This window comes from Thioclava sp. UBA3469 (assembly GCF_002378135.1).
GTDB lineage: Bacteria > Pseudomonadota > Alphaproteobacteria > Rhodobacterales > Rhodobacteraceae > Thioclava > Thioclava sediminum.
Genome location: NZ_DFRG01000112.1, coordinates 1 through 17,380 on the forward strand (window position 1 = coordinate 1; position 17,380 = coordinate 17,380).

Genomic DNA, 17,380 nt, shown 5'->3' on the forward strand with positions numbered 1-17,380 from the left:
GTAGAGCGTGTGCAGGATCGCGTGACCGGTGCGGTCCGCGGCGGCACAGGTGCGCTGCACGGGCGGGCCTTCACCGTATTCGGTGGTGTGGCCGCCGAAGGGACGCTGGTAGATCTTGCCCTCTTCGGTGCGCGAGAACGGCACGCCGTAGTGCTCGAGCTCGTAGACGGCCTTGGGGGCGTGACGCGCGAGGTATTCCATCGCATCGTTGTCGCCGAGCCAGTCCGAGCCCTTGATCGTGTCGTACATGTGCCACTGCCAGCTGTCCGGGCCCATGTTGCCCAAGCTGGCGGCGATGCCGCCCTGTGCGGCGACCGTGTGCGAGCGGGTCGGGAAGACCTTGGTCACGCAGGCGGTGCGCAGGCCTTGTTCGGCCATGCCGAGCGTGGCGCGCAGACCCGAGCCACCGGCGCCGACCACGACCACGTCGTAATTATGCGTTTCGTATTCGTAAGCAGCCATTATCTCGTCCCGTTCAGTTGCCCAGCAGAAGGCCGATGAAGACCATCTTGCCGAGTGCATAGAGTGCGGTCGCCATGATCACGTAAGCCAGCGAATGCATCGCGATCTTGGTCGCCTTTGCGGCGGTGCCGTGGATGTAATCCTCGATCCAGATCTCTGTGCCCTTCGCGAAGTGGCGCATGCCGACGATCACGACCAGCGCGGTCAGGATGGCCGGGAAGGGCTGCGAGAAGGTCGTGATCACGGTCTGCTGATCGGCGCCGAGCGTGGTGCCGACGATGTAGAGCCAGGTCGGGATCATGAAGGCGAGAGCCACGGCCGAGGCCGACATCCACCAGTGATGCTCGGGGCCGGTGCCCGAGGCGCCCTTGCCCACGGCGCGCTTGCGGTCGGTGAGGTAACGCATGAGGGCCTCCGTCAGAATTGGATGATGATGAGGGTCAGCACGGTCAGCACGACCGAACCGATGGTGCAGACCCAGCCGAGCATCTCGGCGGATTTGATGTCCATGTATTTACCCGCATCGAAGATGAGGTGCCGGATGCCGGCGAGGTAGTGATACCAGACGCCCAGCAGCGACAGGGTGAAGACGAGATCGCCGAACCACGAGGTCGCGATCGCGTTCACGAAGTTGAAGTAGTCGGGGCTGGTCGCAGCGGCGAGAAGCCACCAGACGAGCAGCAGCACGCCGACGATGATCCCGTTGCCGGTGATCCGCGTCATGATCGACGAGAAAGACGTCATCTGCGGGCGGTAAATTTGAAGGTGCGGGGAAAGCGGACGCTCAACCTGTTTCGCTTCAGCCATGATCGGTCCCTTTTCGCTGGGCTCGGCGCTCTCGTCGGCCTCTATCGGAGGCACGCGCTGGCGCGGAGCTGGCCGGAATTGGCTCTTTTAGTAGCGTAAATTTCTCCCAAGTCACGGGGGGCAAGCTTGAAAACCTGTCATTTACGCATAAAGAGCGGCGAAAAATTCGCTTTGTGATCACATAAATTCTGTGCGTGATCACATGTTAACGCTCGCGGGCGCCCTGCCCCCGCGAGTGAGTCTCTCAAGCCGGGATCAGATCGGCATCAACGCCCAGTAGTCGAGATCGAGCAGGACCTCGGGCAGGTATTTGCCGTCTTCTCCCTTATAGGCGAACTCGGGCGCGCCCTGCTTCACGGCGACCAGACGCAGACGGATCGCGCCCACGCCGGGCGCGCCGGTCTCGGCCTTGTCGAGCACTTCCGACCATGCCTTCACCGTATCGCCCGAGAAACAGGGATTGGCATGCGCCCCGCCATTGAGCGCCACGATCATCTGGGCGTTCGCCAGCCCGTTGAACGACAGCGCCCGCGCCATCGAGATCACGTGCCCGCCATAGATCAGGCGCTGGCCGTCCTCGCGGAAAGTCGCGTCGAAATGCACCTTGGCGGTGTTCTGCCACAGGCGCGTCGCGATCATGTGCTCGGCTTCCTCGATGGTCACGCCGTCCACATGGTCGATCTTTTCGCCGATCTCGTAATCGCCCCAGCGATGCGGCTCGCCCGCCAGATCGAAATCATAATCGTTGAAGCTCAGCCCCTCCGGGATCACCAGATCCGCAGGCGCCACGACAGATGCCAGATCGGGCAGTACGGTCTCGGGCGCGGGGGCATCCAGATCGCCTTTGCGCACCATCACCCAGCGGACATATTCCAGCACGGTCTCGCCCACCTGGTTCAGCCCGCGGGTGCGGACATAGACCACGCCCGACTTGCCGTTGGAGTTCTGCTTGACCCCGATCACCTCGGATTCCGAGCGCAGCGTGTCGCCCGGATAGACGGGCTTCAGCCAGCGCCCTTCTGCATAGCCAAGATTGGCGACCGCGTTCAGCGACACATCCGGGACCGTCTTGCCGAACACGACGTGGAACGCGATCAGATCGTCGAGGGGCGAGCCCTCCAATCCGCAAGCCGCCGCGAATTCATCCGAGGAATAGAGCGCATGGCGCGCCGGATAGAGCGCGTGATACATCGCGCGCTCCCCTTCCGCCACGGTGCGCGGGACGGCGTGACGGATCACGTCGCCCAGCTTGTAATCCTCGAAGAAACGGCCCGGATTGGTCTTGCCCATCATTGCTCTCCCAGCTTCATGTCGGGGTGATACTCACCCTCGATCTCTTTGGTCACGGCCTGGGCACAGCGCATCACGCCATTCGCCTGATCGTAGGCATATTGCGGATCGCCATACAGCACCCAGCCCTTGGACAGCGCGAGGCTGACCTTGTGACAGAAGGCCGAGGTGTCTTCCTCGGTCAGAAGGCGGTAGATCTGCATATCAGGCTCCGAACGGGTTGTGGCCGAACCAGATGTGGATCGAGGCGATCAGGCCGTAGAGGACCAGCGTGCCGACGATCCCGCCGATCTCCTTGCCCATCTTCACCTCGGGGGTGACCTTGGCGGGCTTCGACTTCTTGTTGATCAGGATGACTTCGACCACCGCCCAGGCGAGCAGGCCGCCGAACAGGATGATCCCCGGCAGGGTCGGATTGACCAGAAGGTGCGCAAAGGCCCAGGTCTTCACGCCGGTCAGCTGCGGGTGACGGATCTTGCCGCTGAGCCAGAGCTTCATGCCCGAAACGGCGAACAGGTAGACCGCGAAGAGCATCAGCAGGTTGTTGATCCCCTTGAGCGCCGCGTTCGGCGTCCAGAGGTAGAAGACCGGATCGGCAGCGCGCCAGCCGACGAACATCAGAACGAGGCTGATCAGGAGGAGCGCGGCGACCATCGGACGCTCGGCCCCTTTGAGCGCGCGCCGGAAGCCCGGAAAGATCCGTTTTGCCAGATGTGCGAGCGACCAGATCAGGACGCCGAGGATGAGTAGTGCCATTGCGATTGCCTCTTAGCTGCCAAGCGCGGCAATCGCCTCCGCCTTGGCGAGGACTTGCCGCGCCGTGACGATATGCAGATTTTCGACGATCTTTCCATCCACGACCGCGACACCCTGCCCCGCTTTCTCGGCTTCCTCGAAGGCAGCGATCTGGCGTTGGGCGAGATCGATCTCGGCTTCCGAGGGCGCGAAGGCGGCATTGCAGACCTCGAGTTGCGCCGGGTGGATCAGGGTCTTGCCGTCGAAGCCCATGTCGCGGCCCTGTTCGCATTCGGCCTTCAGACCTTCGTCATCCTTGAAGGCGTTATAGACGCCGTCGACGATAATTTTGCCATGCGCTTTCGCGGCCAGCAGGCACAGGCCCAGCCCCGGCAGCATCGGCAGACGGTCGGCGCGGAAACGGCTCCCGAGCTCCTTCGCGAGATCGTTTGTGCCCATCACCATGCCTTCGAGCCGCGGATAGGCCGCGATATCGCCCGCGTTGAGCATCCCCAGCGCGGTCTCCATCATCGCCCAGAGCGGTACGCCCTGAATCAGATCCGCCACCTCGACGAGATCGGCGGGGGTGGAGACTTTCGGGATCAGGATCGCATCGACCTTGGCGCCGTTGCGGATCGCGTCGGCGAAGGCCAACACATCCTCGCGCCCCCATTCGGTGTCGAGACCGTTGATCCGCACGATCTTCATGCGCGGACCGTAATCGACCTCGGTCAGCATCTTCGCGAGCAGCGCGCGCGCATTGGCCTTCTCGTCGATCGCCACGGCGTCTTCGAGATCGAAGATGATCGCGTCGCAGGCAAGCCCGGTGGCCTTCTCCAGCGCACGCTCTTTCGAGCCGGGAATGTAGAGCACGGAACGGGTCGGGCGGGCCATTTGATTCTCCATCTCGCAATTTTCTTTCGCCAAATCGCACGAATGAGACAGAATCGGCAAGCCCCGATTTGCCGCAACGCAGAAAAATCACAGCGTTCAGCGATACGAAGCCGCGACGTAAAGCTTTCTTGACAGCTGGGCCGTCACTCTTTGATGATGACCTCAGAGGGATCAAAATGCTGAACAAAACTTATGTGCTAACGCTCGGCCTGGCCGCAGCGATCGGCTTCGCACAGGCTTCTTACGGAGAGACGAGGGACCCGTCTGATCCGTCGCGCGCCTGCGGCAAGCGAGATGAGATCGTGGCCAATCTCGAAGCGAAATATCACGAGAGCCGCCGCATGGTGGCGCTCTCCGCGAATAACTCCGTGCTGGAGATTTTCGCAGCCGAGGCGGGCAATTGGACGATCATAGTCACACCGGCGGATGGCGTGAGTTGTCTGATCGCCTCGGGCGAGGCGTTCGAGGAGCTCGACGGGACGCTCAAGGAAAAGGACGCGGCGCTCTAGGCGCCGCCCTCACCCGGTGATCGCTTGCTGGATCAGCTTCAGCGAGATCAGCAGAAGCGCCCAGATCACGACCTTGAAGAAGATCTCCGTGGGCATGCGCTTCACAAGCCAGACACCAAGGAACACCGAGGCAGAGGCGGGGATCGCCAGGATCAACGCGGTGCCGAGGCTGTCCCAGTTCACCTCGCCCAGCGCGATGAACGGGCCGAGTTTCGCAAGGTTCACATAGGTAAAGAGAACCGTCGCCGTGCCCGCGAAGACCTGTTTCGGCAGGTTCAGCGGGATCGTGTAAGCCTGAAAGGGCGGCGCGCCGGAATGGCTGACGAAGCTGGTGAAGCCCGCGATGGTGCCCCAGAACAGACCCGGTGCGACTTTCGCCTCCTGCCGCGCGCCATGCCGATGCCGGAACAGCGCGTTCAACGCGAAAAGCGCGCCGATCACCCCGATCATCAGCGTCACCCAGCGTTCTGACACGACCTCGGCTGTGGCCCAACCAATGCCGATCCCGATCGTCGTGGCCGGGATCATGATCGCGAGCACCCGCTTGTCGAAATGCTTGCGATAGGCCCAAAGACCGAACATGTCCGCGACAATATAGACCGGCAGCAACAGCCCCGCCGCCGCGACCGGGTCCATCACGATCGTCAGGACCGGGACCGAGATCGAGGCCGCCATCGGGATACCGCCTTTTGACAGCCCCACCATCACCGCGGCGAGCAGCGCCAGCGCCCAACCGAGCAGGCTCAACTCCATTCGGATGCTCCCTTCCCTGCGGGTCACAGAATCGCTCCGCCCCGTCTTGCCCCCTTGCTGACACGGCGCGCGACGAAACGGAACCGCACGTCAGTGTGCGGCCCCAGTTTCGGCATACGAGTGCATACAAACAGTGTCGCCGCAGCGCAGCGCCCTTGCCCTTTGCGAGCCAAAGGGCTACTCCACCTGCGATCTATTTTCCAATCCATCCACCCGGAGGACCAAATGGCCAGACCCAAGATCGCCCTTATCGGCGCCGGCCAGATCGGCGGTACGCTCGCCCATCTCGCCGCCATCAAGGAACTCGGTGACGTCGTTCTGTTCGATATCGCCGAAGGTACGCCGCAGGGCAAAGCGCTCGACATCGCGGAATCGGGCCCGTCCGAGGGCTTCGACGGCTCCTTCAAGGGGACCAACGATTACGCCGGTATCGCGGGCGCGGATGTCTGCATCGTGACGGCTGGCGTTCCGCGCAAGCCGGGCATGAGCCGCGACGATCTGCTGGGCATCAACCTCAAGGTCATGAAATCGGTCGGCGAAGGCATCGCAGCGCACGCGCCGGACGCGTTCGTCATCTGCATCACCAACCCGCTCGATGCGATGGTCTGGGCGCTGCAGCAATTCTCCGGCCTGCCGGCAGAGAAAGTCGTCGGCATGGCGGGCGTTCTGGACTCGGCCCGCTTCCGTCACTTCCTGTCGCTGGAATTCGGCGTCTCGATGCGTGACGTGAACGCCTTCGTGCTCGGCGGCCACGGCGACACCATGGTGCCGCTCGCACGCTACTCGACCGTCGGTGGCATTCCGCTGCCCGACCTCGTGCAGATGGGCTGGACCACGCAGGAAAAGCTCGACGCGATCATCCAGCGCACCCGTGACGGCGGCGCAGAGATCGTGGGCCTGCTGAAGACCGGTTCGGCCTTCTATGCCCCGGCCACTTCGGCGATCGAGATGGCGGAAGCCTACCTGAAAGACCAGAAGCGCGTTCTGCCCTGCGCCGCCTACGTCAAAGGTGCGCTCGGCCTCGACGGTCTCTATGTCGGCGTGCCGACCGTGATCGGCGCCAAAGGCATCGAGAAGGTCATCGACATCAAGCTCAACAAGGACGAGCAGGCGATGTTCGACAAGTCGGTCGACGCAGTCAAAGGTCTCGTGGCCGCCTGCAAGGGCATCGACAGCACGCTCGCTTGATCGAAAGCCAGGACTGATCCAATCTTGGGGCGCGCCTTTACTGGCGCGCCCTTTGTTTTGGAGAGTGCCATGTGTTCCGCCCGTCTCGCCCCGTGCCTTGCCGTTCTTCTCGCCCTTTCACCGATCACCACGCATGCGCAAGACGGGCCGGTGACCGCCAAGATCGCGCGAAGCGAGGCACCTGCCGCCGATCCAATCTCGGCGCGGATCGGGGCAGAGGGGATCGCGCCGGTGCTCGCCGATCTGCAATCGCAGGACGCGCTTGACCCGAAGGACCGTTTCGCGCTCGGCGGGCTGGAATTCCTCGCGAGCCTCGAGGCGACGATGCGCTGGCAGCTGGAAGCGGGCGGCGCTCGTGTGCTGATGCCCTTCGTGGGCAACCTTCCCGGCAGGCGCGACGCGCCGCGCGAAACCTTCACCGCCGACGCGGTCCCGCGCGAAAGCGAGGCGCTGATCGCCGGCATGGATCGCGCCAAGACCGCGCTCGACGGGCTCGCAGATGGGCCGGAGTTCGGCCTTGCGATCGATCTGAACGATCTCTGGTTTGACCTGAACGGCAATGGCACGCGTGACGACGGCGAGGACGCCGTGACGCTCTTGCGCGGTGCCTTCATGCCCCGCGCACCGGAGGCCACCCCGGGCGCCTCGCGGATCGTGCGCTTCGACAATGCGGATGCGGCCTGGCTTTCGGCCTATACGCATCTGGTCTCGGGCGTGGGCGAGCTAATCTTGGCCTTCGACCCTGAACCTGCCATCGCCCGCGTGATGGCCACCTATGCGAAACTCGTGGACGCGCGCGACAGGGCGATGGGGACCGGGCAAGCCACGTCGATGGACGGTCTGATGATGTTCAGCTTCATCGACCCGGCGGCGGCGGTGCTCGACATGCTCCACCAGCAGCCCAATCCGACGCGCACCCGTGCCGCGCGGGATCATTGGCTGGCGATGATTGGGGATAACCGGCAGTTCTGGGATCTGGCTGAGGCCGAGACCGACAATCAGGCGGAATGGATTCCGAGCGACGCGCAGGATCAGGCGCTTGGCGTGGAATTTCCCGACGGTCTGGGCGAGACATGGCGGGGCGTGCTGAGCGATGGCGAGGCGCTGCTGACGAGCGAGAAGTCCTTCCCCTTCTGGCGTGTGCCGGTCGGGGTCGATCTGGGGGCGTGGCTGGAAAACCCCGCGCCGCTGCCCCTGACCGGGGTGGTTCAGGGCTGGGCCCTTGATCCTTACTTCACCGACACGCCGATGCTGACGCCCGAGAACTGGACGCGTTTTTCGCGGTTGGTTGGCGGACGGACCGGCATGATGATGTTCACGCTGAACTGACGAGCGGCTCCGGGTCGAAACCGAACTCCTCGCGCAGCCGCCCGATCAACTCGGCCTCATGGAGGAGCAGCGCGCGATCGAAGGCGGCGGGCGAAAGATCGACCTCGTCGCCGAAGAGCGCACGGGTCTCAGTCGCGATCTTCACTTCGGGGCGGGTCAGCAGCTCGTGGGTTTCCAGCTCATCGGCCTCGTAATCGCGCATCCCCTGCACCTCCCACCAGAGGCTCATCAGCTCGGCGGGATCGGCGGCGCGCTCGGCGGCCTCTGCGAATTGCGCCTTGCGGGACCCGACATAGGGAACGGGCTGGCCCTTCACCTTCGTCGTCGCGCGGCGCAGCATCTTGAGGATGAAGTGCAACGGCGTCAGCCCGTCGAAATGCATCAGCCGACCATTATAGCTCGGCCGATAAGGCAGATCGTTTTCCTTGCTGTCCCAGTCTTTCAGCGGGTAATGCACCCCGATCGCATAGCCGCGCCCGGCCCGCACGACAGGTTTTCCGGCGACATGGCCCGCGAGGCCTTTCTTCAGAAAGCGCGCGCGGAAGCCGTAGAACATCAGCCCGTCGTCCTGAAATCCGTCCCAGCGTCGCCTAAAGACACCGCTGAAAATATCCGGGCCCAGAGTGCGGTCGAGATAGCAGCGTTCGTCGACCTCCAAGCGCAGCCACGCTTTCTGCTCCCCCGTCTTCGCCAGCTCCCATTCGAGCGGGCGCGCGAGGCTCACGAACTCGTCCGCGTCGCAATGGATCATCCAATCCAGGTTGGTCTCGTTCAGCGCGCGGGTCGCATTGTATTTCTGGCGGCCCTGATGGCGCGCGGGGCGTTTCTTCCGCCAGCTGCGCGCCCAGTCGTCCTCGCCGGAATGGTGAATAAACGCCCCTTCGACCGGGGCGAGCAGCGCCTCGGCTTCGCGGTTCGGGCGGTCGAAAAAGACATGGACCTCGCTCGCGCCGATGCTCAGATGATGCGCGACATAGGCGGCTACCAGCGCCGCGGGCTCGTCCACCGTCGCCACCACGCCCCAGCGCGGCATATCTTGCCCTTGCGTCATCTAAATTCGATCCCTGCCAATGCCCTCAGCGCAGATAGGTTCAATTAACCGAGTCGTGCCAGTGCTCCCATGCCACAGCGCAGCATTTTCCAATTTGTGATCACACCATTCCGCGCTGTGATCACGTATGTCGCTTTTTCCGGGCGAGTGGGGCAGAATGTCGCGATTTCGGTTTGTCCGCCCCGCTTAACAGCCTAGAACCCCCTCAAATCGCACCAGCATGGGGTATCCAAGGATGAATATCCACGAATATCAGGCCAAACAGCTTCTCAAGAGCTATGGCGCACCGGTCTCGGACGGCCGTGTCGTCCTCAAGGCCGAAGAAGCGAAGACCGCAGCCAGCGAACTCGATGGTCCGCTCTGGGTCGTCAAGGCGCAGATCCACGCAGGTGGTCGCGGCAAGGGCCACTTCAAGGAAGCCGAAGCCGGCGAAAAGGGCGGTGTCCGCCTCGCCAAATCGGTCGAAGAGGCTGAAACGCTCGCCAAGCAGATGCTCGGCAAGACGCTCGTGACGCACCAGACCGGCCCGGCGGGCAAGCAGGTCAACCGCATCTACATCGAAGACGGCTCCGACATCGAGCGCGAACTGTATCTCGCGCTGCTCGTCGACCGCGTGACCTCGCGCGTCTCGATCGTCTCCTCGACCGAAGGCGGCATGGACATCGAGGAAGTCGCGGCGAACACGCCCGAGAAAATCCTCAGCTTCTCGATCGACCCGGCCACCGGCTACCAGCCGTTCCACGGTCGCCGCGTCGCCTTCTCGCTCGGCCTCGAAGGCCCGCAGGTGAAGCAGATGGTCGGCCTTCTCGGCAAGCTCTACCAAGCCTTCGTCGAGAAGGACATGGAGATGCTCGAGATCAACCCGCTGATCGTCATGACCGACGGCAACCTCAAGGTTCTCGACGCCAAGCTCGGCTTCGACGGCAACGCCGTCTACCGTCACTCGGACATCGCCGCCCTGCGCGACGAGACCGAAGAAGACAGCAAAGAGCTCGAAGCGTCGAAATACGACCTCAACTACATCGCGCTCGACGGTGAGATCGGCTGCATGGTGAACGGCGCTGGCCTCGCAATGGCCACGATGGACATCATCAAGCTCTACGGTGCGGAACCGGCAAACTTCCTCGACGTTGGCGGTGGCGCCACGAAAGAGAAAGTGACCGAAGCGTTCAAGATCATCACCTCGGACAAGAACGTCAAAGGGATCCTCGTGAACATCTTCGGCGGCATTATGCGCTGCGACATCATCGCCGAAGGCGTGATCGCTGCGGTGAAGGAAGTCGGCCTCGAAGTGCCGCTGGTTGTCCGCCTCGAGGGCACCAACGTCGAAAAAGGCAAGGAAATCATCGCGAATTCCGGCCTGAACGTCATCGCCGCCGACAACCTGTCGGATGGCGCAGAAAAAATCGTCAAAGCGGTGAAAGGCTAAGAATCATGGCAGTTCTCGTCAACGAAAACACCAAGGTCATCTGCCAGGGCTTCACCGGCTCGCAGGGCACCTTCCACTCCGAGCAGGCAATCGCGTACGGCACCAAGATGGTCGGCGGCGTGACGCCCGGCAAAGGCGGCCAAGAGCATCTCGGCCTGCCGGTCTTCAACTCGGTCCACGAGGCGAAAGCCAAGACCGAAGCGAACGCCTCGGTGATCTACGTTCCGCCGCCCTTCGCGGCTGACTCGATCCTCGAAGCGATCGACGCGGAAATGGAGCTGATCGTCTGCATCACCGAAGGGATCCCGGTCCTCGACATGATGAAGGTCAAGCGCGCGCTGATCGACAGCAAATCGCGCCTGATCGGCCCGAACTGCCCCGGTGTCATCACGCCCGACGCCTGCAAGATCGGCATCATGCCCGGCCACATCCACAAGCGTGGCTCGGTCGGCGTCGTGTCGCGTTCGGGCACGCTGACCTATGAGGCGGTCAAGCAGACCACCGATATGGGTCTGGGCCAGTCCTCGGCCGTCGGCATCGGCGGTGACCCGATCAAGGGCACCGAGCATATCGACGTGCTCGACATGTTCCTCGACGATCCGGAAACGGAATCGATCATCATGATCGGTGAGATCGGTGGTTCGGCGGAAGAAGAAGCCGCGGAATTCCTCGCCGAGCAGAAGAAGAAAGGTCGCTGGAAGCCGACCGCTGGCTTCATCGCTGGCCGCACGGCCCCTCCCGGCCGCCGCATGGGCCACGCCGGCGCGATCGTCGCGGGCGGCAAGGGCGACGCGGAATCGAAGATCGAAGCCATGAAATCGGCCGGTATCGTCGTCGCAGACAGCCCCGCTACGCTGGGCGAAGCCGTGATGAAAGCGATCAAGGGCGAATAAGCCCTATTGAGACAGGCGGGGTCGCGGCGCACGCGGCCCTGCATCCTGACCAAGGAAAGGACCGGACCCATGTCGCTGCGGATCGCACGGCGCGCCTCCCTCCCCGTTTCGGGGACGGTCGCATGCGCCCTGCTTGAAAGCAGCGACGGGGGCCGGTCTTTTTCTGCGGCTGAGCGCGTCGCCAAACGCACCGGAAAGCCCGCCCCTGGCGGCCTCGCTCCGGTCGCGGTCGTCCGCTCACCGGTCGCAGTTCAGACTGTGCGCATCCCTGCCCTGCATGGAAGTCCTGACATCAGCACCTACATCACTGACCCAGAAGGCAATATGCCCGGGACTGCAGGTGCCGGTTTCGGAGTATCCGTGATGGCCCCGCGCGCGAAGGAAAGGACCCTACATCATGTCCCGTTCCACTCTTGTATCCGTCGCGAGGGCGTTCGCGCGCCGCGTGACCCCGCCACCACACGCGCCCAGCGTTTAACCAACCGTTCAATGGGCCGCTGATAGACGTTCGAGTTCCACAGATCCCTGTTTCACCGACCGAAGGTGAGGAAAATGACCGACCAATCCCCCAACGACCAGTTCAATGCCTCGCAGTTCCTGCAAGGCGCGAATGCCGAATATGTCGAGCAGCTCTACGCCAAGTTCGCCGAAGATCCGTCTTCGGTCGATACCGCCTGGGCTGCCTTCTTCGCCTCGCTCGGTGATCCCGATCAGGACGTGAAGAAATCCGCCGAAGGCGCAAGCTGGGAGCGTCGTGACTGGCCGCCGGTGGTTGCCGACGACCTGACCGCCGCGCTGACCGGCGAATGGCCCGCCGCCCCTGCCGAGGGCAAGGCTGCTGGCGACAAGATCAAGAAGAAGGCCGCCGAGGCTGGCGTGCCGGTCGACGAAGCCGCGGTCAAACGCGCCGTGCTGGACTCGATCCGCGCGCTGATGATCATCCGCGCCTACCGTATCCGTGGCCACCTTGCCGCCGATCTCGACCCGCTGAACATGCGCGAAACCGGTCAACATCCGGAGCTCGATCCGAAGAGCTACGGCTTCACCGATGCCGACATGGATCGCCCGATCTTCATCGACAAGGTGCTCGGCCTCGAGATCGCCTCGATGCGCCAGATCATGGATATCGTGAAGCGCACCTATTGCGGCACCTTCGCGCTGCAATACATGCACATCTCCGACCCCGAGCAATCGGCCTGGCTGAAAGAGCGCATCGAAGGCTACGGCAAGGAGATCACCTTCACCAAGACCGGCCGCCGCGCGATCCTCAACAAGCTCGTCGAGGCGGAAGGGTTCGAGAAGTTCCTGCACGTCAAATACATGGGCACCAAGCGGTTCGGCCTCGACGGCGGCGAAGCGCTGATCCCCGCGATGGAGCAGATCATCAAGCGGGGCGGTCAGCTCGGCCTGCAAGAGGTCGTGGTCGGCATGCCCCACCGCGGTCGCCTCTCGGTCCTCGCCAACGTGCTGCAAAAGCCCTACCGCGCGATCTTCCACGAATTCCAGGGCGGCTCGTTCAAGCCCGAGGACGTGGACGGCTCCGGCGACGTGAAATACCACCTCGGCGCGTCCGCCGACCGTGAGTTCGACGGCAACAAGGTCCACCTGTCGCTGACCGCGAACCCCTCGCACCTCGAAGCGGTGAACCCGGTCGCGCTCGGCAAGGTCCGCGCCAAGCAGGACCAGCTGGCCGACCGTTCGGACCGCTCCAAGGTCGTCTCGGTGCTGCTGCACGGTGACGCGGCCTTCGCCGGTCAGGGCGTCGTGGCCGAGTGCTTCCAGCTCTCGGGCATTCGCGGGCACCGCACCGGCGGCACGATCCACCTCGTCGTGAACAACCAGATCGGCTTCACGACCGCGCCGCACTTCTCGCGCACCTCGCCCTACCCGACCGATCTCGCGCTGATGGTGGAAGCTCCGATCTTCCACGTGAACGGCGACGATCCGGAGGCCGTCGTGCACGCAGCCCGCGTCGCGACCGAGTTCCGCCAGAAGTTCCACAAGGACGTGGTCATCGACATCTTCTGCTACCGCCGCTTCGGTCACAACGAAGGCGACGAGCCGATGTTCACCAACCCGGTGATGTACAAGTCGATCAAGACCCACAAAACCACGCTGCAGCTCTACACCGAGCGTCTCGTGGCGGACGGCCTGATCCCCGAGGGCGAGATCGAGGATATGAAAGCCTCGTTCCAGTCGCATCTCAACGAGGAGTTCGAAGCCGGCAAGGTCTTCAAGCCGAACAAGGCCGACTGGCTCGACGGTCGCTGGTCCGGCATGGAACAGGAAAAGAGCGAATACGAGCGCGGCACCACCGCGATCGCGCCCGAGACCTTCGAAGAGGTCGGCAAGGCGCTCGTGACCGCGCCCGAGAAATTCGCGCTGCACAAGACGGTCGGGCGTCTGCTCGACAACAAGAAGCAGATGCTCGAGACCGGCAAGGGCTTCGACTGGGCGACCGCCGAGGCACTGGCCTTCGGCTCGCTTCTGACCGAGGGCTACCCGGTCCGTCTGTCGGGTCAGGATGCCACCCGCGGCACCTTCTCGCAGCGCCACTCGGCGCTGGTCAATCAGGACAACGAAGACCGCTACTATCCGCTGAACAACATCCGTGAGGGTCAGGCCCGCTACGAGGTGATCGACTCGATGCTCAGTGAATACGCGGTGCTCGGGTTCGAATACGGCTACTCGCTGGCGGAACCGAAGGCTCTGACGCTCTGGGAAGCGCAGTTCGGCGATTTCGCCAACGGCGCGCAGATCATGTTCGACCAGTTCATCAACTCGGGCGAGCGGAAATGGCTGCGCATGTCGGGCCTCGTCTGCCTGCTGCCGCACGGCTTCGAAGGTCAGGGCCCCGAGCACAGCTCGGCCCGTCTGGAGCGCTTCCTGCAGCTGTCGGCGGAAGATAACTGGATCGTCGCGAACTGCACGACGCCGGCGAACTACTTCCACATCCTGCGCCGCCAGCTGCACCGAAGCTTCCGCAAGCCGCTGATCCTGATGACGCCGAAATCGCTTCTGCGTCACCCCAAGGCAGTCTCGACCACGGAAGACTTCACCACCGGGTCCAGCTTCCACCGCGTGCTTTGGGACGACGCGCAGCGCGGCAACTCGGAAATGGAGCTGAAGTCCGACGACAAGATCAAGCGCGTCGTGATGTGCTCGGGCAAGGTCTATTACGACCTGCTGGCACAGCGCGACGAACGCGGGCTGGACGATGTCTACCTGCTGCGTCTGGAACAGTTCTACCCGTTCCCCGCGCAGGCGGTCACCAAAGAGCTGACCCGCTTCAAGAATGCCGAGATCGTCTGGTGCCAAGAGGAGCCGAAGAACCAAGGCGCTTGGTTCTTCGTCGAGCCCTATATCGAATGGGTCCTCGCCAAGATCGACGCGAAACATGCCCGTGCGCGCTATGCAGGCCGTGCAGCTTCCGCCTCGCCCGCCACGGGTCTGGCAAGCCGCCACAAGGCCGAGCAAGACGCGCTCGTCAACGATGCACTGGAGGGTTGAATAGATGTCCACTGAAGTCCGCGTTCCCACGCTCGGAGAGAGCGTCACGGAAGCTACCGTCGCCACCTGGTTCAAGAAGCCCGGCGACACGGTGGCCGCCGATGAGATGCTCTGCGAGCTCGAAACCGACAAGGTGACCGTCGAAGTGCCGAGCCCCGCGGCCGGCACGCTCGGCGAGATCGTGGCCGCCGAAGGCGAGACCGTCGGCGTCGATGCGCTTCTCGCGACGATCGAAGAGGCCGGCGCCAGCCCCGCGCCGAAGAAGAAAGAAGACAAACCGGCGGAAAAACCCGCCCAACAGCCCCAATCGAATGAGGGAAAAATGACCGACGTGATGGTGCCCAGCCTTGGTGAATCGGTCACCGAGGCAACTGTGTCGACGTGGTTCAAGAAGGTTGGCGACACGGTCGCGGCCGACGAGATGCTCTGCGAGCTGGAAACCGACAAGGTCTCCGTCGAAGTGCCGTCTCCTGCGGCTGGCGTTCTCAAAGAGATCGTCGCCGAAGAAGGCACGACCGTCGATGCCTCGGCCAAGCTTGCCGTGATCGCCGAAGGCGAAAGCGGTGGCGCTTCCGCCAGCGCCCCAGCCAAGGAAGAGGCCAAATCCGAAGCCCCCGCTGCCAGCGGCAAGGGTGGCAAGGATGTCGAGGATGCGCCCTCGGCCAAGAAGCTGATGGCCGAGAAGGGCATCGACCCGGCCTCCGTTCAGGGGTCTGGCAAAGACGGCCGGATCATGAAGGAAGACGTGGCCAAGGCCGAAAACGCGCCGAAGCAGGCGTCGGTCAACGTCGCCTCGACGCCCTCGCAGGCGCCGCGTGGCCCGGTCAATGCCGATGACGCGTCGCGCGAAGAGCGCGTGAAGATGACCCGCCTGCGCCAGACCATCGCGCGCCGCCTGAAGGACGCGCAGAACACGGCGGCCATGCTGACCACCTACAACGAGGTCGACATGGGCCCGGTCATGGAACTGCGCAAGCAGTACAAGGACCTGTTCGAGAAGAAGCACGGCGTGAAGCTCGGCTTAATGAGTATCTTCGTGAAGGCAGCAATCAATGCGCTCAAGGAACTGCCATCGGTCAATGCCGAGATTTACGGCGACGAGATCATCTACCGGAACTATTACGATATCGGCGTCGCCGTGGGCGGCGAGCAGGGCCTTGTCGTCCCCGTTTTGCGCGACGCCGACAAGCAGAGTTTCAGCCAGATAGAGGGACAAATCGCCGATTTCGGGCAACGCGCGCGCGATGGCAAGCTGACTATAAAAGAACTGACAGGTGGCACCTTCACGATCACGAATGGCGGCATCTTCGGATCGATGCTCTCGACACCGATCCTGAACCCGCCGCAGTCGGGTATCCTTGGCATGCATAACATCGTCAAGCGACCGGTGGTGATCGACGACGAGATCGTCATCCGCCCGACGATGTATCTCGCGCTCAGCTACGACCACCGGATAATCGACGGCCGCGAGGCGGTGACGTTCCTAGTGCGGGTCAAGCAGGCGATCGAGGATCCTGAGAGGCTCCTGATCGAGGTTTAGAAAGCTATGACAGAAACGCAGTCCTTCGATCTTGTAATCATCGGCTCCGGCCCGGGCGGGTATGTGGCCGCCATCCGCGCGGCCCAGCTGGGACTCAATGTCGCCTGTGTGGAGAAGCGGACCACCCTCGGCGGCACCTGCCTGAATATCGGCTGCATCCCCTCGAAAGCCCTGCTGCAGTCCTCGGAACACTACGCTCACGCCCAGCACGGACTCGGCGCCCACGGGATCAAGGCCGGCAAGGTCTCCTTCGACCTCGACGCGATGATGGCGCACAAGACCGAGGTCGTGGACGACAACACTAAGGGCATCGAGTTCCTATTCAAGAAGAACAAAGTCACGCCGATCTTCGGTACCGCCGAAATAAGGAGCGCTAGGGAAGTCGTCGTGACCGGCGACGACGGCACCACCCAGTCGTTGCAGACCCGATATGTACTGATTGCCACGGGATCCGATTCCGCCCTCCTGCCGGGCGTGGATATCGACGAGGAGCGCATCGTCAGCTCGACCGGCGCCCTCGAACTCAAAGCCGTGCCAAAGCATCTCGTAGTCATCGGCGGCGGCTATATCGGGCTCGAGATGGGTTCCGTGTGGGCGCGGTTGGGCGCCGAGGTCACGGTCGTGGAGTTCCTTGACCGGATCACGCCCGGCATGGACGGTGAGGTCGCCAAGACCTTCCAGCGAATTCTTAAGAAACAGGGCATGACCTTCAGGCTCGGTACAAAGGTGACCGGCGCCAAAAAGCTCAAGACCAAGGTTAAGCTGACTATCGAGCCCGCCGCGGGCGGCGACAGCGAGACCATCGACTGCGACACTATCCTAGTAGCCATCGGGCGGCGCCCCTACACCGAGGGCCTCGGGCTGGAAAGCGCAGGCGTAAAGACGAACGACCGCGGCTTCATCGAGATTGATGCCAATTTCCAGACCAACGTGTCGGGCATCTTCGCAATCGGCGACTGCGTGCCAGGCCCGATGCTCGCCCACAAGGCC

General features: G+C 63.2%; 17 protein-coding genes. 8 read left to right on the forward strand and 9 right to left on the reverse strand.

The window, feature by feature from the left end:
• The 7 genes from B3D39_RS09275 to B3D39_RS09305 all read right to left on the reverse strand — a co-directional run.
• Positions 1-462: FAD-binding protein (locus tag B3D39_RS09275; protein WP_286789621.1), on the reverse strand; the 462-nt coding region annotated here is incomplete at its 3' end.
• 13 nt (positions 463-475) lie between these two features.
• Positions 476-868 (reverse strand): succinate dehydrogenase, hydrophobic membrane anchor protein, encoded by a 393-nt coding sequence (locus B3D39_RS09280; RefSeq protein ID WP_078539774.1) that lies wholly within the window; start codon positions 866-868, stop codon positions 476-478.
• A gap of 11 nt (positions 869-879) precedes the next feature.
• Complete coding sequence (gene sdhC, locus B3D39_RS09285) at positions 880-1,269, reverse strand: succinate dehydrogenase, cytochrome b556 subunit (RefSeq protein ID WP_274961898.1); 390 nt, start codon at positions 1,267-1,269, stop codon at positions 880-882.
• A gap of 255 nt (positions 1,270-1,524) precedes the next feature.
• A complete protein-coding gene (locus tag B3D39_RS09290) occupies positions 1,525-2,559 on the reverse strand; it encodes a MaoC family dehydratase (protein ID WP_274961899.1) in 1,035 nt (344 codons plus the stop codon).
• Positions 2,559-2,762 (reverse strand): DUF1737 domain-containing protein, encoded by a 204-nt coding sequence (locus B3D39_RS09295; RefSeq protein ID WP_078546137.1) that lies wholly within the window; start codon positions 2,760-2,762, stop codon positions 2,559-2,561. Before B3D39_RS09295 ends, B3D39_RS09290 begins: the two co-directional genes overlap by 1 nt.
• A 1-nt stretch (position 2,763) precedes the next feature.
• The gene (locus B3D39_RS09300; protein ID WP_274961900.1) at positions 2,764-3,315 is read right to left on the reverse strand and encodes an NnrU family protein; all 552 of its coding nucleotides are present in this window, start codon (positions 3,313-3,315) and stop codon (positions 2,764-2,766) included.
• 12 nt (positions 3,316-3,327) lie between these two features.
• Positions 3,328-4,188: an HpcH/HpaI aldolase/citrate lyase family protein gene (locus B3D39_RS09305; protein WP_414717989.1), complete on the reverse strand. Its 861-nt coding sequence runs from the start codon at positions 4,186-4,188 to the stop codon at positions 3,328-3,330.
• 176 nt (positions 4,189-4,364) lie between these two features.
• On the opposite strand from B3D39_RS09305, the gene B3D39_RS09310 reads away from it, so the two are divergent.
• Positions 4,365-4,697, forward strand: a complete 333-nt coding sequence (locus B3D39_RS09310; RefSeq protein ID WP_216644087.1) for a hypothetical protein — start codon at positions 4,365-4,367, stop codon at positions 4,695-4,697.
• A gap of 9 nt (positions 4,698-4,706) precedes the next feature.
• Here the strand turns inward: B3D39_RS09310 and B3D39_RS09315 are convergent, their stop codons facing one another.
• The gene (locus tag B3D39_RS09315; protein ID WP_274961902.1) at positions 4,707-5,450 is read right to left on the reverse strand and encodes a sulfite exporter TauE/SafE family protein; all 744 of its coding nucleotides are present in this window, start codon (positions 5,448-5,450) and stop codon (positions 4,707-4,709) included.
• 225 nt (positions 5,451-5,675) lie between these two features.
• Here B3D39_RS09315 and mdh point away from each other — a divergent pair, with 225 nt between their 5' ends.
• Together mdh and B3D39_RS09325 are read left to right on the forward strand one after the other, a co-directional pair.
• Positions 5,676-6,638, forward strand: a complete 963-nt coding sequence (gene mdh, locus B3D39_RS09320; protein ID WP_078539780.1) for a malate dehydrogenase — start codon at positions 5,676-5,678, stop codon at positions 6,636-6,638.
• A gap of 69 nt (positions 6,639-6,707) precedes the next feature.
• A complete protein-coding gene (locus B3D39_RS09325; protein WP_274961903.1) occupies positions 6,708-7,967 on the forward strand; it encodes a hypothetical protein in 1,260 nt (419 codons plus the stop codon).
• Here the strand turns inward: B3D39_RS09325 and B3D39_RS09330 are convergent.
• Positions 7,954-9,018, reverse strand: a complete 1,065-nt coding sequence (locus tag B3D39_RS09330; protein ID WP_274961904.1) for a glycosyltransferase family 2 protein — start codon at positions 9,016-9,018, stop codon at positions 7,954-7,956. The genes B3D39_RS09325 and B3D39_RS09330 overlap by 14 nt on opposite strands.
• A gap of 235 nt (positions 9,019-9,253) precedes the next feature.
• Between B3D39_RS09330 and sucC the strand changes: the two genes are divergently transcribed.
• The 5 genes from sucC to B3D39_RS09355 all read left to right on the forward strand — a co-directional run.
• Complete coding sequence (gene sucC, locus B3D39_RS09335) at positions 9,254-10,447, forward strand: ADP-forming succinate--CoA ligase subunit beta (protein ID WP_078519722.1); 1,194 nt, start codon at positions 9,254-9,256, stop codon at positions 10,445-10,447.
• A 5-nt stretch (positions 10,448-10,452) separates the two neighbouring features.
• On the forward strand, positions 10,453-11,340 hold the full coding sequence (gene sucD, locus B3D39_RS09340; protein WP_075776193.1) for a succinate--CoA ligase subunit alpha: 888 nt from the start codon (positions 10,453-10,455) through the stop codon (positions 11,338-11,340).
• Positions 11,341-11,892: 552 nt separating this feature from the next.
• Positions 11,893-14,850: a 2-oxoglutarate dehydrogenase E1 component gene (locus B3D39_RS09345; protein WP_286789622.1), complete on the forward strand. Its 2,958-nt coding sequence runs from the start codon at positions 11,893-11,895 to the stop codon at positions 14,848-14,850.
• 4 nt (positions 14,851-14,854) lie between these two features.
• Positions 14,855-16,390, forward strand: coding sequence for a 2-oxoglutarate dehydrogenase complex dihydrolipoyllysine-residue succinyltransferase (gene odhB / locus B3D39_RS09350; protein WP_286789623.1), 1,536 nt, complete (start codon positions 14,855-14,857; stop codon positions 16,388-16,390).
• Between the two features lie 6 nt (positions 16,391-16,396).
• A partial coding sequence (locus tag B3D39_RS09355; RefSeq protein WP_286789624.1) for a dihydrolipoyl dehydrogenase family protein occupies positions 16,397-17,380 on the forward strand: 984 nt, incomplete at its 3' end.

Excerpts from the sequence above, each read along its gene's own strand:
- B3D39_RS09280 (WP_078539774.1), bottom strand. The coding sequence starts at position 868 with ATGCGTTACCTCACCGACCGCAAGCGCGCCGTGGGCAAGGGCGCCTCG.
- sdhC (WP_274961898.1), bottom strand. The coding sequence starts at position 1,269 with ATGGCTGAAGCGAAACAGGTTGAGCGTCCGCTTTCCCCGCACCTTCAA.
- B3D39_RS09290 (WP_274961899.1), bottom strand. The coding sequence starts at position 2,559 with ATGGGCAAGACCAATCCGGGCCGTTTCTTCGAGGATTACAAGCTGGGC.
- B3D39_RS09295 (WP_078546137.1), bottom strand. The coding sequence starts at position 2,762 with ATGCAGATCTACCGCCTTCTGACCGAGGAAGACACCTCGGCCTTCTGT.
- B3D39_RS09300 (WP_274961900.1), bottom strand. The coding sequence starts at position 3,315 with ATGGCACTACTCATCCTCGGCGTCCTGATCTGGTCGCTCGCACATCTG.
- B3D39_RS09305 (WP_414717989.1), bottom strand. The coding sequence starts at position 4,188 with ATGGCCCGCCCGACCCGTTCCGTGCTCTACATTCCCGGCTCGAAAGAG.
- B3D39_RS09310 (WP_216644087.1), top strand. The coding sequence starts at position 4,365 with ATGCTGAACAAAACTTATGTGCTAACGCTCGGCCTGGCCGCAGCGATC.
- B3D39_RS09315 (WP_274961902.1), bottom strand. The coding sequence starts at position 5,450 with ATGGAGTTGAGCCTGCTCGGTTGGGCGCTGGCGCTGCTCGCCGCGGTG.
- mdh (WP_078539780.1), top strand. The coding sequence starts at position 5,676 with ATGGCCAGACCCAAGATCGCCCTTATCGGCGCCGGCCAGATCGGCGGT.
- B3D39_RS09325 (WP_274961903.1), top strand. The coding sequence starts at position 6,708 with ATGTGTTCCGCCCGTCTCGCCCCGTGCCTTGCCGTTCTTCTCGCCCTT.
- B3D39_RS09330 (WP_274961904.1), bottom strand. The coding sequence starts at position 9,018 with ATGACGCAAGGGCAAGATATGCCGCGCTGGGGCGTGGTGGCGACGGTG.
- sucC (WP_078519722.1), top strand. The coding sequence starts at position 9,254 with ATGAATATCCACGAATATCAGGCCAAACAGCTTCTCAAGAGCTATGGC.
- sucD (WP_075776193.1), top strand. The coding sequence starts at position 10,453 with ATGGCAGTTCTCGTCAACGAAAACACCAAGGTCATCTGCCAGGGCTTC.
- B3D39_RS09345 (WP_286789622.1), top strand. The coding sequence starts at position 11,893 with ATGACCGACCAATCCCCCAACGACCAGTTCAATGCCTCGCAGTTCCTG.
- odhB (WP_286789623.1), top strand. The coding sequence starts at position 14,855 with ATGTCCACTGAAGTCCGCGTTCCCACGCTCGGAGAGAGCGTCACGGAA.